The following is a 14,189-nucleotide window of genomic DNA, read 5'->3' as shown; positions in this document are numbered from 1 at the left end:
GATCAGTCTTCCGGCGGGGTTGGCCCGGCCGGCTTTTCGGTCGCCTGGCCGCCGCGCGGCTTTTCGATGAAAACCAGCTGGATCGGGTCGAACACGAACCGTTTCTCGCACACCGGGGTGGGCGAGGAGGGCTGAACGCCCGGCGCCTTGCGGCAGGCCTCCCCCGCCAGAGTCGCGGTAATCACGGGCGGCGCCTGTTCCAGGTCCAGCTCGAACCCGCGCGCCGTACGGCCATAGGCCAGGCCATATCCGCCGCGCCCGTCCGAGACATAGATTTCCCGCCGGCAGCCATCGCCCTCGCACAGCAGGGACGTTTCGCCGCCGCATCGTATGGCGGCGTAATCCACCACGAAATCCGGCCGCTTGTCGTGCGAAAGATCGATCACCTCCAGATAGCCCGGCTGGAAATTGGGCTGGTCGGAGGGCACGCCGCATTGCTCTGCGGCAAATTCGCGAATCTGGGCGGTGACCTCGGCTGGCGTGGTCTCGACCCGTTCCTGACAGGCCGCAACCGCCAGCATCGCGGTCAGGCAAAAAATCAGTCTTTTCATGTTGATGAACACAATGCCTTGCGTTGCGGCTGACGTCGAGGCTTCACCGGGATTCGCGGCCATTTTTTGGCGCCGCGCCCCTTCCGCGCAGCCCGCGCCGCCGCTATAGGCTGCGGCCATGCTGTTGAAGGATATCTGGTACTTCGCCTGCCCGGCGCGCGACATCAAACCGGGGTCGCTGCAGCGCAAGATGCTGGCGGGCGAACCGGTGATGCTGGGCCGCACGCAGGGCGGAGATGCGTTCGCCCTGCGCGATATCTGCCCGCACCGCGCCGCGCCGCTTTCCGCCGGGCGCATCGTGGAGGATGACGCGGCCGCCGGGGGCGCGGCGACCGTGGAGTGCCCCTATCATGGCTGGCGCTTCCGGGCCGATAGCGGCGCCTGCGCGGCGATCCCCTCCCTCACCGCCGATCAGGCGATGGAGACGACCCGCATCCGCGCGGGGCGCTATCCGCTGACCGAACAGAACGGCCTGATCTGGATCTATATTCCCGCCGACTGGCGCCGGCCCAGCGAGCCGCAGGACGGCCCGCCGCCCCTGCCCGCCGAACTCAGCCAGCCGCGCATGGTCGAAAAGGCGGTCTTTGCCTGCCATGTCGATCACGCGGTCGTCGGCCTGATGGACCCGGCGCACGGGCCTTACGTCCACCGCCAGTGGTGGTGGCGGACCGAGGGCTCGATGCATGAGAAACAGAAAGTCTTCGGGCCGCGCCCTCACGGCTTCGCGATGGAGCGGCACAAGCCGTCCTCCAATTCCTTCGCCTACAAGCTGCTGGGCGGCGCGCCGACGACCGAGATCGAGTTCCGCCTTCCCGGCGTCCGGTTCGAGACGATCCGCAACGAAAAGCATACCGTGCTGGGCTTCACCGCCGTCACCCCGGTGGACGAGGACACGACCGAGGTCACACAGGTCTTCTTCTGGGATATCCCGCTGTTCAGCGCGATCCGTCCGCTGATGCGCCCCTTCGTGCGCGCGTTCCTGAATCAGGACCGCGCCATGGTGGATTTGCAGCAGGAAGGCCTGAAGTTCGGCCCCAACCTGATGCTGATCGACGACGCCGACATGCAGGCGAAATGGTATCACCAACTGAAACGCGAATGGACGGCCAGCCGCGAGGAAGGCCGCGGCTTCGTCAATCCCGTGAAAGAAACCACGTTGCGCTGGCGCAGCTAGGCAGCGCCCGATTGCCGCGTTGGCGGCCCGATCAATTCAGACTAGGTCAGTTCCATGACGTTCTTCGACATCCTGCTTTTCATCGCGCTGGGCGCTGTCACGATCACGCTCGGCTTCGGCATCTATTCGCTGATGCGGGGCGGTCAGTATGCGCGCTCCAACTCCAACAAGCTGATGCGCCTGCGCGTGGTGCTGCAGGCGGTGGCGATCCTGATCCTTGTCATCGCCTTCTGGTACAAGAAGCAGGCGGGCGGCTAGTCGGCGGTCACGCCGTAGCTTTCCGCTGCTCCGTCCAGCAGGGCCGCGACCACCGGGCTGATCTCATCAATCCGCCCGTCATTTGCAGCGGCGACGACGGCAAAGTCCTTTTCGGGCCAGGCATAGACGCGGACGAACCACATGGTGTTGGAGCCGGCGTGAGACAGGCGGCCGTCATTCGACACGCCCCACCCCATCGCATAGTCGCCGTTCGGCGTTTGCAGCCAGTCACAGCTCTCGGCTGAAATCAGCCGGCTCTCGGCCCCGCGGCCACAGGCCATCTGGTCGCCGACAAAGGTCAGGTAATCGGCCAGGTTCATATGGGCGCGGCCCGCCGGCGACGTGGCGGGGGGATTGTCGGCCGTGGAATCCGGCGCGGCCGGCGACGGGCCGCCGAAAAAGACAAGGCGCTTCTTGTGACCGCGCGGCGTATCGATCTCGTCCATCGATCCCGGCGGGCCAAAGCCTGCGCTATCCAGACCCAGCGGACCGAAGACCTCTTCCCGCATCAGCGCGTCATAGTCGGCGTCCAGCGTTTCCTCGATCATCGCGGCGGCCACGATGTAACCGGCGTTGGAATACAGGAACGCCCCCTGTTCCGAGGGTTCTTTCGCGAGAACCGTTTGCGCATATTCGATCCGGTCTGCGCGGGCGTCGCGGCTTTCATCCGTGCCCTTCTGGCCAAGCAGCAGCCCCATTCCGCCATTGGCCGGAAGGCCGGAGCGATGCGTGAACAGCTCCGCGAACGTGATATCGCCGTAAGCCGGGTTCATGTCCGGCGCGATGCCGCCCAGCGCCTCGCCGATCGTCAGGTCCCGCTCCAGCCGGCCCTGTTCCATAAGGCGCGCGGCAAGAACCGCCGTCATCGCCTTGGTGTTGGAGCCGAGATGCCAGGGATCGCCTTTCTCAACCGCGATGCCGGTTTTCGCCGCCCGCTCTCCGGACACGACTTCCGCGGCGACTCCTCCGTCCGTCCATACCGCCAGCGCCATGCCGGGCGCGCCCGCCTCTTCCCGTGCTGTATCCAGTATGGACTGGAGTTCGGCAGCCGTGGGCGCAGCGGCGGCAGGAGCAAAGAAAAGGAGGATCAGGCCGAGGGCCGTAATAAGCGCTTTCATCATCAAATTCCTTGAGCGTGGGCGTCGCGGTCTATAGCTGTCGCAGCCATGGTGAAGCTGAACAAGATTTACACCAAGACCGGCGATGCAGGCGAGACCCGGCTGGCTACGGGGCAGAGCGTTTCCAAATCCTCCGCCCGCGTGGAGGCCTATGGCGCGGTGGACGAGGCGAACTCCGCCATCGGTCTGGCCCGCGCCGCGCTGGACGGCGATGTCTGGCTCGGCCAGACGCTGGAGCGCATCCAGAACGACATGTTCGATCTGGGCGCGGACCTGGCCACGCCCGAACCCATGGAAGGCGGGCTGACCGTGATCGCCGCGCAGGTGGACCGGCTGGAGCGCGAAATCGACGAAATGAACGCGCGGCAGGCCCCTCTGGAAAGTTTTGTCCTGCCCGGCGGCAGCGAAAGCGCCGCGCGGCTGCACGTGGCGCGCGCCATTACGCGCCGCGCCGAACGCCGCGCCATCGCGCTTGGCGAAGCGGGCGAGACGGTCAATCCGGAGGCCATCCGATATCTCAACCGGCTTTCCGACCTGCTGTTTGTCGCCGCCCGCCGCGCCAATGATGACGGGGCCTCCGATGTGACGTGGACGCCCGGCGCCAATCGCTGATTTCGCAAAAATGTGATCGGGGCGGCATTGAAGCCGCGCTGTGACGTCATATCTCCTGTGCTGGATATGAACCCCTGCTCACATTCGGAGATCTCGATGAAAACCGCTTTCATGACCGCTCTTGTGGCCTTCGCCGCCGCGCCCGTGGCCGCCAATGCGGACGCCGAACAGCTCTATTTCGACCCCAACCACACCCAGATCTCGGTCGACTGGGCGCATGCCGCCGGCGCGCCGCTGACCTTCTATTTCACGGACTGGGACGCGGAGCTGATGTATGACGCCGAGAATATCGAGAATTCCTCGGTCAACGTCACCCTGCCGCTGACCGGCCTCTGGACAGGCATTGACGGCTTCACCGACCACCTGCAATCCGACGACTTCTTCACTGCCGAGACCTGGCCCAGCGCCAGCTTCACCTCCACCAGCGTCACCCGCACCGGCGACGACACCGCGGAGCTGACCGGCGATCTGACCATCAAGGACAAGACCGCGCCGGTCACCTTCGACGTCAAGCTGCTGGACACGTTCGGCGAGGGCGAAAACGCCCGCACCGGCTTCAAGGCCTGGACCACGCTCAGCCGCTCCGAATGGGGCCTTGGCTATGGCGAGAATTACGCCGCTGATGACGTGAAAGTCATCATCTCCACCGAACTGGTGAAGGACGATCCGGACGCGGAAGAGGAATAATCCTCCCCGCCCGTCCGCTTTGCATGCGCCGTCCCGGTCCGTCCGGGGCGGCGCATTGCTTTTCAGGCCCGCCGCATGAAACATGCGGCTTCCTGATATCCGCCCGGGGATGACCGTCTTGACGCTGCGCTTTGTGATCGCCTGCCTGTCCGGCCTTTTACTGGCCGCGCCCGCTCTGGCGGAAAAAGAGACATGCGCGGTTTCCCTGATGGTGCTGGGCGCGGGACAGGATGGCGGCAAACCGCAGATCGCCAACCCGGACGACCCGGCCTGGACCAATCCGGATTTGCGCAGGCTGGCGACGTCCCTCGCCCTGGTGGACACGCGCGGCGGCGGCGCGGCCGCCCGCTGGCTGTTCGAGGCCACGCCCGACATCAAGGCGCAGCTCCAGCGTCTGGACGAGCGCCACCCCGTTGCGGCCGCGCCCGGCGTGGACGGTATTTTTCTCACCCATGCCCATATCGGCCACTATACGGGCCTCGCCCTGCTCGGCCATGAATCGGCCGGGGCGGAGGGCGTCCCGGTTCACGCCCTGCCCCGCATGGCCGGTTTCCTGCGCGAGAACGGGCCGTGGGGTCAGCTGGTCCGCTATGAAAATATTGCACTGAACGTGATGACCGCCGGCGAAGCGGTGGAACTGGCGGCCGACCTGACGGTCACGCCCTTTCTGGTTCCCCACCGCCAGGAATATTCCGAAGTCGCCGGTTACAGCATCGCCGGGCCGGACCGGTCCGTCCTGTTTATTCCGGATATCGATTCATGGGCCGACTGGGACGCGAAGGAAATCCGTATCGAGGACCAGATCGCCGCCCATGACGTGGCCTTGCTCGATGGCACGTTTTTCGCCAGGGGCGAGATACCCGGCCGCGACATGAGCGGATTTCCCCATCCCTTCATCACGGTCTCGGTCGAACGATTCTCGCCCCTGCCGGAGGAAGAGCGGCAGAAAGTCCGCTTCATCCATCTGAATCACACCAATCCCGCGCTCGACCCCGACTCGCCCGAGCGGGCGTTTATTCGCGCCGCGGGCATGGATGTGGCCGATGAGGGCGGCGAAATCTGCCTCTGATCCCGTTGCCGCGTTGATTCAGCTCCAACGCCCCGCTACGTTCCGCCCGACCGCTGTATTGCGATGCAGCATTGAATTTCATTATTCATCGGCCCAATTCAAAGCCGAGATTTAACAACGCCGGAGACGTCATGAAGATACTCGTCCCCGTTAAACGGGTGCTCGACTACAACGTGAAAGCGCGTGTGAAACCGGATCAGTCCGGGGTCGATCTTTCCAATGTGAAGATGTCGATGAACCCGTTCGACGAAATTTCCGTCGAGGAAGCGGTTCGCCTGAAGGAAGACGGAAAGGCGGAAGAGATCGTCGTGGTCTCCATCGGCCCGGAAAAGGCGCAGGAGACGATCCGCACCGCGCTGGCCATGGGCGCCGACCGCGGCATCCTGATCAAGACCGACGAAACGGTGGAGCCGCTGGGCGTCGCCAAGCTGCTCGCCAAGGTGGTCGAGGAAGAATCGCCGGACATGGTCGTGCTGGGCAAGCAGGCCATTGACGACGACGCCAACGCCACCGGCCAGATGCTGGGCGCCCTGCTCGGCTGGCCGCAAGGCACGTTCGCCTCCAAGGTGGAGATCGCCGACGGCGCGGCCAATGTAACGCGCGAGGTCGATGGCGGCCTGCAGACGATCAAGATCAACCTGCCGGCCATCGTCACCACGGATTTGCGCCTGAACGAGCCGCGCTACGCCTCCCTGCCCAACATCATGAAGGCCAAGCGCAAGCCGATCGACATGAAGGTGCCCGACGATTACGGCGTCGACATCGCCCCGCGCCTGCAGGTGGTGAAGGTCACCGAGCCGCCCAAGCGCGAAGCCGGCGAAATCGTCGAGTCCGTCGAGGAACTTGTCTCCAAGCTGAAAAACGAAGCGGGGGTTCTGTAATGGCTGTCCTGGTCGTCGCTGAACACGACAATGAAGAGCTGAACGAAGCCACGCTGAAGGCCGTCACCGCGGCGCAGGCGATTGGCGGGGATATCGACATTCTCTGCGCCGGCAACGATTGCGGATCGGTGGCCGAGGCCGCCGCCAAGATCGAGGGCGTGCGCAAGGTGCGCTGCGCCAAGGACCCGGCGCTGGAGCACTTCCTGGCCGAGGCCATGGAAGCGGTGATCGTGCCCCTGATGGACGAGTATGACGCCATGGTCGCCCCGGCCACCACGGTCGGCAAGAACTTCGCCCCGCGCGTCGCGGCCAAGCTGGACGTGATGCAGCTGTCCGACGTTACCGCCGTGGAAGACGCCGATACGTTCGTGCGCCCGATCTATGCGGGCAACGCCATGATGACGGTGAAATCCGGCGATGCGAAAAAGGTCGTCACGGTCCGTCCCACCACCTTCCAGGCCGCAAACGCACAGGGCGGCGCGGCCGAGGTGGAAGAGCTGTCCGTCGATCTGGGCGACCTGAAGTCCCAGTTCGTCGGCGAAGAGCTGTCCGACTCCGATCGTCCGGAGCTTGCCGCCGCCAAGATCGTCATTTCCGGCGGCCGCGGCATGGGCAATGGCGAGAACTTCCACATGCTGGATTCCATCGCGGACCGCCTCGGCGCCGCGGTCGGCGCCTCCCGCGCCGCCGTGGATGCAGGCTTCGTCCCGAACGAGTACCAGGTCGGCCAGACCGGCAAGGTCGTCGCCCCGGATCTCTATATCGCGGTCGGCATCTCCGGCGCGATCCAGCATCTGGCGGGCATGAAGGACTCCAAGACCATCGTGGCCATCAACAAGGACGAGGAAGCCCCGATCTTCCAGGTCGCCGATTACGGCCTGGTCGCGGACCTGTTCGACGCGCTTCCCAAGTTCGAGGAAGAAATCGACAAGCTGGGCTACAAGGCCGGCTAGGCGGTTCTTTTCAGATTGAGCAAGAAAGCCCGGGGCGACGCTCCGGGCTTTTTTCTTTACCGCACAACCGGAAATTGGCGCGTTACCCTTCATAGGCGAGCGTCTTTCCGATAGGACAGAGCCAGAACCAAGTCAGTCTGGGGAGGCTCGCAAACATGGTCCGCTCTATCCTTCTTTCCGGCCTTGCGGCCGTCACCGCCACGCACGCCATTGCGCAGGATGAAAGCGGCGCCACGCCGGAAAACGGAGACGCGATCCTGGTTCTGGACGCCTCGGGCTCCATGTGGGGACAGATTGACGGCGAGCCGAAAATTGTCATCGCCCGCGAAGTAATTTCCGGCTTGCTGGACAGCCTGCCCGCCGAACGCCGCCTTGGCCTTGTCGCATACGGCCATAACCGGAAGGGCGATTGCGGCGACATCGAAACCCTGGCCGGAATCGGCGCGGAGCGGGAGGCTATCCGCACCGCCGTGCAGTCGCTCAATCCGAAAGGCAAGACGCCGCTTTCAGCCGCCGTCGAAAAGGCTGCGGGTGATCTGAAATTTACTGAAGACAAGGCCACGGTGATCCTGGTGTCCGACGGGGAGGAAACCTGTAACGCCGACCCCTGTGCCGTCGCCGAGGCGCTGGAAAAGACGGGGGTGGACTTTACCGCCCATGTCGTCGGCTTCGATCTCGGCTCCGCTGGCGCGGAAGCGGAACAGCAATTGCGTTGTCTGGCGGAGAATACCGGCGGCCGCTTCATGACCGCCGCCAACGCCGAGGAGCTGACCGAGGCCCTTGTGGAAGTCAGCGCCGCCGCGCCCGAACCGCCCGCCAACGTTAAGGTCCAGCTTCAGGCGACGGACCAGGACGGCGGCCCCGTCATCACCGAAGGTCTGCTTTGGACAGTCACCCACGGTGCGAGCGGAGACGTCCTGTTCGAATCCGAAGAAACCGGCCGCGTGGAGGCCGAAATTCCCAAAGGCATCCATGATGTCCGCGTGGAGCGCGTTTCCGACGGGGCGGGCGCAACCGGAGAGATCAACGCTGGTCCAAACGGCGGCGCCGCCACCTTGCCGATCGTCGTTGCGGTGGAAGCCACGCTGGACGCGCCGGAAACCGCGCCTGCGGGCTCGGATGTCCGCGTAGCGTGGACCGGGCCGGACGAGGATAACGACTATATCTCCGTCGCCCGCGCCGATGCGGACGATGACGAATATGACGGCTACACCCGCACCCGGCAGGGCAATCCGCTGGCGGTGACGCTTCCCGATGAACCGGGCGAATATGAATTGCGCTACGTGCTGGACAAGAACCGCGATGTTCTGGCCCGCGCCGCCATCACCGCCCAGCCGGTGGAAGCAACCATCAGCGCGCCGGAAACCGCCGACGCCGGGGCGACCGTCCGGGTGGAATGGACCGGCCCCGATTATGACAATGATTACATCACTGTCGCCAAACCGGATGCCGAAGACCGCGAGTACGAAAATTATACCCGTACCCGGCAAGGCAATCCGCTTGAGGTGAAGCTGCCGGATGAGCCGGGCGACTATGAAATCCGTTATGTCGTGGACCAGTCGGACACCGTGCTGGCCCGTCAGGCCATATCCACCCGCGGCGTAGAGGCGGCGATCAACGTGCCGGAGACCGCGCCGGCGGGATCAGCGCTTGAAGTGGAATGGACCGGGCCGGATTACGATAATGACTATATCACGGTCGCGCAGCCGGACGCCGAAGACCGTCAATATGAAAACTATACCCGCACCCGGCAGGGCAACCCGCTATCTCTCCGCCTGCCGGACACGCCGGGCAAGTATGAAATCCGCTATGTCCTGGACCAGTCAAACACCGTTCTGGCGCGCGCCGCCATCCAGACAACGGCGGTAGAGGCCACGCTCTCTTTCCCGGACACAGCCCCGGCGGGATCGGACCTTGAAGTTGAATGGACCGGGCCGGATTACAATAACGACTACCTCACGGTCGCCCGGCCGGACGCCGAGGATCGAAACTATGAAAGTTATACCCGCACGCGGCAGGGTAATCCTCTGGCGGTGAAACTGCCTGATGAGCCGGGCGAGTATGAAATCCGCTATATTCTTGACCAGTCCAACACGGCGCTGGCCCGAGGAACAGTCCGGACCACGCCCGTTGACGGAACTGTCACTGCGCCGGAATCGGCGCCGGCGGGCGGCGAGACCGAGGTCGAGTGGACAGGCCCGGATTACAACAATGATTATATCACCATCGCCCGGCAGGACGCCGAGGGGCGCCACTATGAGAGCTATACCCGCACGCGGCGCGGCTCCCCCTTGATGCTGGATATGCCGGATGAGCCGGGCGAATACGAAATCCGTTACATTCTTGACCAGTCGAAAACCATCCTGGCCCGGACCGCCATCACGGTCAGCGAGGCGGAGGAATAGCCGCGGGGCGGGTTCAACCCGCCCCCGCCGCGATCTGCATCATCACCAGGCCCGTAAACCACGCGCCTAGCGTGCCGATGATATAGCCCAGCACGGCCAGCAGCGCGCCTACGGGCGCGAGCGACGGGTGGAAGGCCGCGGCCACGACCGGGGCGCTGGCCGCGCCGCCGACATTGGCCTGGCTGCCCACCGCCATGAAGAAGCTGGGCGCCTTGATCAGGAAAGCGACCCCGATCAGCAGCGCCGCGTGGATCAGGATCCACACCGCCCCGATGGCGAAATAGGCCGGGGTTTCCAGCAGCGCGGCGACATTCATGTTCAGACCCACCGTGGTCACCAGAACATAGATGAAGACCGACCCCACTTTCATCGCGCCCGCGCCCTGTAATTTGCGCACGCGCGTAAAGCTCAAGCCCACACCGATGGCCGTGGCGATCAGGATCAGCCAGAAGAACTGGCTGTTCAGGCTCAGCTGGTCGAGATTGGGGAACCGCTCCCCGAAGAAGCCGGACAACAGATCGCCCAGAACATGGGCAATGCCCGTCGCGCCAAAACCGATGGCGAGAATATAGATCAGGTGGCGCAGCTCGGGGATGCGCGCGTGCTCGGCCTCATAGGCCTCCGCCCGGTCGCGCACCCGGTCCACGGCGCTGCGGTCGGCTTTCAGCACCGCATCGGCCTGTTTCTGGTTGGCCGCGATCCAGAGCAGGACGGCCAGCCAGATATTGGCAACGATGATGTCCACCGCGATCCAGACCGAGAAGATGTCGCCGCCGACATCGAAAATCTCGTACATCGCCGTCTGGTTGGCGGATCCGCCGATCCAGCTGCCCGCCACGGTCGTCATGCCGCGCCACACCGCATCCGGCCCCTGCCCTGAGACAAGGTCCGGCGCGACGAAACTGGTCAGCAACAGCGCCACCGGCCCGCCGATCATCACGCCCAGCGTGCCGGTGAAGAACATGATCAGCGCCTTGGGGCCCAGAGAAATCGTCGCCGGCAGGTCCGCGCTGGCCGTCAGCAGCACCAGCGCCGCCGGCAGCAGATAGCGCGAGGCCGCGAAATAGAGATTGGATTCCTCCGGATCGACCAGCCCGAACGTGGTCAAAAGCGAGGGCAGAAAATAACAAAGCAGGAGCGGCGGAAATATCCGGTAGAAACGCTTCCAGCCGGTATTCTCCGAGGCGGCGGTCAGGAACACGCCCCCCAGAATCGCGGCCAGAATGCCGAAAATGATGGCGTCGTTGGAAATCATCGGCGTCATGCGCTCCCCCCCGTCATGTTTCAGGCATTAGGGCTGAAACGGGTGCGTGGAGCAACCCGGCGCAAGACTCAGGCGCCCTCGTCCGGCTCCGCCGCCAGCGCCGCGTCGATCAGGGCGCGGGCCTCGTCCGTGTCCCATTCGGCGGGGCCGTTGATGCGGCCGATTTCATTGCCCTCGGCGTCATAAAGCACGCTGATCGGCAGGCCCGGCGCCTTAAACAGCGAGGCGCTCTCGAAGCCCGGATCATGGCGGAAGACCAGCGCGTCCAGCCCGCTTTTCTCATAAAAGGCCTGCGCCTTCTCCGGCGTCTGGTCGAGGCTGATCGGGACCACGCGGAATTGTTGCGGGTCATAAGAGTCCTGCAGCGCGTTCAGCGCCGGCATTTCGATGACGCAGGGCGCGCACCATGTCGCCCAGAGATTGACCAGCGTCACCTCCGCCAGATCGTCGGCGACGGGATTCGCCGCGCCATCCGGCCCGTTCACATCCATATCGGGGATACGCGCCCCGGCCTCGGCCAGCTGGAACGCCGCCATTTCGCCGGTGGCGGCCTTCTGGACCGCCGCGGCGCGCGCATCGCCCGCATTTGCAGGCGCTTCGCCGCCGCATCCCGCCAGCAGAAAGGCGGCCGCAACCGCGCTGAGAAAGATGTTTGAAGCCCGGAGTCTCATAAGTCTTACTTGCGCCCATATCGCTTGCCTCTATAGGTCTCATGACAGATAGGCGCGCAAAACGCACGAGGACATTATGGCTCGCATCATCCTCATCCTGGCTCTCCTGCCGGCGCTGGCCGCCTGTGGCGTGCGCGGCGGCCTGCAGACGCCCGAGCCGACGTGGGGCGAGAAAGACCGCACGGCCCCGCCCCTTCCCGAGCCCTATGAGAAGGATACGCGCGGACGCGACACGTTCGGCGACCCGTTGTCCCCGGACTTCGAGACCGAAGCCTTCGAGGACGAGGAAGCCGAATCCGATCCCCGCTTTGATGACGAGGCGGACGGCGACGCCGCGCCTGACAACGACGGCTAACGAAAACGTAATGCAGGCCGGGGCGGCGAAGACGCAGCCTTGCGTGCTAGATTCCTGACCATGTTCGGCCGGTCCGATCCGCTCCGCCGCGCCTTGTCGCAGGCGCGCTTCGCTCTCAGGTGGGAGCGTTGGGCGCCCGTGCTGTGGCCGCCCGCCGCCGCGCTGGGCGCATATGCGGCGCTGGCCCTGTTCGGACTGTGGGACGCCACCGGCGATCCCTGGCGCGCCATCGCGCTGGCTATCACGCTTATCCTGGCTGTCCTGTTGACGATTCGCGCCTGGCGCAGAGCCGTCCCGGTGACCGAGACCGTGGCCCGGCGGCGCGTGGAGGACGATTCCGCGTTCCAGGCCCGGCCGCTCGAAGGGCTGGAGGACCGCGCCGCGCTGGGCGAGAACGGCCTGTGGACGGCGCATCAGGCCCGCCTGAAGGCCATGACGCGTCAGGCGCGCGGCCGGCGTCCGCGCGCCGCGCTGGCGGCGTCCGACCCATACGCATTGCGCTTTGCCGTGCTGGCCGCTCTTCTGGTCGCCGCCGGCATCGCCGGGGACCGCGCCGCGCCGCGGCTGCAGACCGCCTTCGCGCCACGCCTCGAAATCAAGGCCGGCGCAGGGGCCGTCATCGACGCCTGGCTTGACCCGCCCGCCTATACGGGCATGGCGCCCATTTTCCTGACCTCCGGCGAAAACGGCCGCGCGATCAAGGCCCCCGCCGGGTCCGAATTTACCCTGCGCGCCTCCGCCGCCCGCCGCGCCCCGCGCGTCATGGTGGAAAGCGATACCGGAACACAGCGTCTGGAGCCCGAACAGATCGAGACCGGCGTCTTCGAGACGCGGACCATCATCACCGAAGACGCGGAAATTCGCGCCGGGGGCCGTGTCTGGCGCATCGCCGCCCTGCCCGACGAAGCTCCGCAGGCCGGCATGACCGCCGCGCCGGAGGCGACCGCCAGCGGGGCGCTGAAACTGGCGATCAAGGCCAGCGACGATCACGGCATGACCGGCGCCGCCCTGATCTTCGCCCTGGCCGCCGATACGCGGCAGGTGGACGAAGCCGATCTGGACATGTTCGCCAGCCCGACCAAAACCTATGAAGGCCCGGTGGAGATCGACCTGACGGGCCACCGCTGGGCGGGCCGGCAGGTGCGTCTGCGCGTGGCCGTGACCGACGGGGCGGACCAGACCGGCTACAGCGACTGGCTGGTCACCCGCCTGCCAGAGCGCGTCTTCATCGACCCGCTGGCCAAGGCCATTGTCGAGCAACGCTCCATCCTGCTGAACGAAACGCGCGACTACGCCCCCATGCCGCCCAAGGGCAAGCCGGGCGAGCCGTCCCTGTTCGCAAACGACATGCCCGAACGCCGCATCGAACGCGCCCCGCGCGACGTGCGCCGCGTGGCCGACATGCTTCAGGCCGTCACCTATGGCGGCGAGGACTATTTCAGCGATTACGCGGTGTTTCTCGGCCTCGCACAGGTGCGTCAGCGCCTGAAACTCTCCCGCGGCATGGATGAAGTCTCCAGCCTGCCGCCCGAACTCTGGCGCATCGCGCTGCGGGCCGAGACTGGCGATCTGGCCGACGCGGAAGAGGCGCTGCGCGCCGCCGAGCGCGCCCTGATGGAGGCGATGGCCCGCGGCGCGGAGATGAGCGAACTGATGCAGCTTTTCGAGGCGTATCAGCAGGCCGTCGACCGCTACATGCAGGCGCTGGCCCAGAACGCCATGGAGAATGGCCGCTTCGCCGAAGCCGGTCAGGCCAGCGAAGCGATGCAGTCCACCGACATTCAGGAAATGCTGGACGCCATCCGCGAGTCCGCCGAGCTGGGCGCCACGGGCGATGCTTCCGCCGCGCTGCAGGCGCTGGGCGAAATGCTTCGGAACATGCAGATGCAGCTCGCCATGGGCGGCGGCGGTCAGGGCGAAGGCGAGATGAGCGAGCAGCAGCAGCGCGACCTCGAAGCCCTTGAAGAGCTTGGCGACATGATTGGCGATGAGCGCGGCGTCATGGACGAAACCCTGCGGGAGTATGGCGAACAGCAGGAAAATCGCCAGCAACCGCAACCCATGCCCGGCCAGCCCGGGCTCAATCCGCTCCCGCCCGAGATGATGGAGCCGGGCGAGGACGGCGCGGGCGAGGAGGAAGGCGAGCAGCCCGGCGCCGGAGCCGCGCCCAATTCCGCGCTGGCCGAGCGTC

14 protein-coding genes are annotated in these 14,189 nt (G+C 65.5%); 10 read left to right on the top strand and 4 right to left on the bottom strand.

Features of this window, described 5'->3' with window-relative positions; translation table 11 throughout:
• Positions 1–2: 2 nt before the first annotated feature.
• Positions 3–551, bottom strand: a complete 549-nt coding sequence (locus L338_RS00070; protein WP_152485756.1) for a membrane lipoprotein lipid attachment site-containing protein — start codon at positions 549–551, stop codon at positions 3–5.
• A gap of 118 nt (positions 552–669) precedes the next feature.
• Here L338_RS00070 and L338_RS00065 point away from each other — a divergent pair, with 118 nt between their 5' ends.
• Together L338_RS00065 and L338_RS00060 are read left to right on the top strand one after the other, a co-directional pair.
• Positions 670–1,725 carry an aromatic ring-hydroxylating oxygenase subunit alpha gene (locus L338_RS00065; protein ID WP_022696312.1) on the top strand — a complete coding sequence of 352 codons (1,056 nt, stop codon included), beginning with the start codon at positions 670–672 and terminating at the stop codon, positions 1,723–1,725.
• A 54-nt stretch (positions 1,726–1,779) separates the two neighbouring features.
• Positions 1,780–1,983, top strand: coding sequence for a twin transmembrane helix small protein (locus L338_RS00060; protein ID WP_022696311.1), 204 nt, complete (start codon positions 1,780–1,782; stop codon positions 1,981–1,983).
• Here the strand turns inward: L338_RS00060 and L338_RS00055 are convergent.
• Positions 1,980–3,104 (bottom strand): serine hydrolase domain-containing protein, encoded by a 1,125-nt coding sequence (locus tag L338_RS00055; RefSeq protein ID WP_022696310.1) that lies wholly within the window; start codon positions 3,102–3,104, stop codon positions 1,980–1,982. The genes L338_RS00060 and L338_RS00055 overlap by 4 nt on opposite strands.
• 45 nt (positions 3,105–3,149) lie before the next feature.
• Between L338_RS00055 and L338_RS00050 the strand changes: the two genes are divergently transcribed.
• From L338_RS00050 to L338_RS00025, 6 genes are all read left to right on the top strand, one after another.
• A complete protein-coding gene (locus L338_RS00050) occupies positions 3,150–3,713 on the top strand; it encodes a cob(I)yrinic acid a,c-diamide adenosyltransferase (protein WP_022696309.1) in 564 nt (187 codons plus the stop codon).
• A gap of 96 nt (positions 3,714–3,809) precedes the next feature.
• Positions 3,810–4,400, top strand: coding sequence for a YceI family protein (locus tag L338_RS00045; RefSeq protein ID WP_161624583.1), 591 nt, complete (start codon positions 3,810–3,812; stop codon positions 4,398–4,400).
• Positions 4,401–4,518: 118 nt separating this feature from the next.
• On the top strand, positions 4,519–5,469 hold the full coding sequence (locus L338_RS00040) for an MBL fold metallo-hydrolase (protein ID WP_027068123.1): 951 nt from the start codon (positions 4,519–4,521) through the stop codon (positions 5,467–5,469).
• A 131-nt stretch (positions 5,470–5,600) separates the two neighbouring features.
• A complete protein-coding gene (locus tag L338_RS00035) occupies positions 5,601–6,350 on the top strand; it encodes an electron transfer flavoprotein subunit beta/FixA family protein (RefSeq protein WP_022696306.1) in 750 nt (249 codons plus the stop codon).
• Positions 6,350–7,303, top strand: a complete 954-nt coding sequence (locus L338_RS00030; protein ID WP_022696305.1) for an electron transfer flavoprotein subunit alpha/FixB family protein — start codon at positions 6,350–6,352, stop codon at positions 7,301–7,303. The genes L338_RS00035 and L338_RS00030 overlap by 1 nt, the downstream gene beginning before the upstream one ends.
• Before the next feature lie 155 nt (positions 7,304–7,458).
• Entirely contained in the window at positions 7,459–9,708 is a 2,250-nt protein-coding gene (locus tag L338_RS00025) for a VWA domain-containing protein (RefSeq protein ID WP_022696304.1), read from the top strand.
• Between the two features lie 13 nt (positions 9,709–9,721).
• Here the strand turns inward: L338_RS00025 and L338_RS00020 are convergent, their stop codons facing one another.
• Both L338_RS00020 and L338_RS00015 read right to left on the bottom strand, forming a co-directional pair.
• The gene (locus L338_RS00020) at positions 9,722–10,972 is read right to left on the bottom strand and encodes a DUF819 family protein (RefSeq protein WP_022696303.1); all 1,251 of its coding nucleotides are present in this window, start codon (positions 10,970–10,972) and stop codon (positions 9,722–9,724) included.
• Positions 10,973–11,040: 68 nt separating this feature from the next.
• A complete protein-coding gene (locus L338_RS00015; protein WP_022696302.1) occupies positions 11,041–11,643 on the bottom strand; it encodes a TlpA family protein disulfide reductase in 603 nt (200 codons plus the stop codon).
• A gap of 76 nt (positions 11,644–11,719) precedes the next feature.
• On the opposite strand from L338_RS00015, the gene L338_RS00010 reads away from it, so the two are divergent.
• A complete protein-coding gene (locus L338_RS00010; RefSeq protein WP_022696301.1) occupies positions 11,720–11,998 on the top strand; it encodes a hypothetical protein in 279 nt (92 codons plus the stop codon).
• A gap of 39 nt (positions 11,999–12,037) precedes the next feature.
• Positions 12,038–14,189, top strand: a 2,152-nt coding sequence (locus tag L338_RS00005) for a DUF4175 family protein (protein WP_152485755.1), incomplete at its 3' end; no start/stop codon positions are given.

It is taken from the genome of Euryhalocaulis caribicus, from assembly GCF_000412185.1.
Lineage (GTDB): Bacteria > Pseudomonadota > Alphaproteobacteria > Caulobacterales > Maricaulaceae > Euryhalocaulis > Euryhalocaulis caribicus.
The sequence above is the reverse complement of the archived record's forward strand: the minus strand, read 5'-3'. Positions and strand labels throughout refer to the sequence as shown.

Excerpts from the sequence above, each read along its gene's own strand:
- L338_RS00065 (WP_022696312.1), top strand. The coding sequence starts at position 670 with ATGCTGTTGAAGGATATCTGGTACTTCGCCTGCCCGGCGCGCGACATC.
- L338_RS00045 (WP_161624583.1), top strand. The coding sequence starts at position 3,810 with ATGAAAACCGCTTTCATGACCGCTCTTGTGGCCTTCGCCGCCGCGCCC.
- L338_RS00060 (WP_022696311.1), top strand. The coding sequence starts at position 1,780 with ATGACGTTCTTCGACATCCTGCTTTTCATCGCGCTGGGCGCTGTCACG.
- L338_RS00070 (WP_152485756.1), bottom strand. The coding sequence starts at position 551 with ATGAAAAGACTGATTTTTTGCCTGACCGCGATGCTGGCGGTTGCGGCC.
- L338_RS00010 (WP_022696301.1), top strand. The coding sequence starts at position 11,720 with ATGGCTCGCATCATCCTCATCCTGGCTCTCCTGCCGGCGCTGGCCGCC.
- L338_RS00050 (WP_022696309.1), top strand. The coding sequence starts at position 3,150 with ATGGTGAAGCTGAACAAGATTTACACCAAGACCGGCGATGCAGGCGAG.
- L338_RS00020 (WP_022696303.1), bottom strand. The coding sequence starts at position 10,972 with ATGACGCCGATGATTTCCAACGACGCCATCATTTTCGGCATTCTGGCC.
- L338_RS00025 (WP_022696304.1), top strand. The coding sequence starts at position 7,459 with ATGGTCCGCTCTATCCTTCTTTCCGGCCTTGCGGCCGTCACCGCCACG.
- L338_RS00015 (WP_022696302.1), bottom strand. The coding sequence starts at position 11,643 with ATGAGACTCCGGGCTTCAAACATCTTTCTCAGCGCGGTTGCGGCCGCC.
- L338_RS00035 (WP_022696306.1), top strand. The coding sequence starts at position 5,601 with ATGAAGATACTCGTCCCCGTTAAACGGGTGCTCGACTACAACGTGAAA.
- L338_RS00030 (WP_022696305.1), top strand. The coding sequence starts at position 6,350 with ATGGCTGTCCTGGTCGTCGCTGAACACGACAATGAAGAGCTGAACGAA.
- L338_RS00055 (WP_022696310.1), bottom strand. The coding sequence starts at position 3,104 with ATGATGAAAGCGCTTATTACGGCCCTCGGCCTGATCCTCCTTTTCTTT.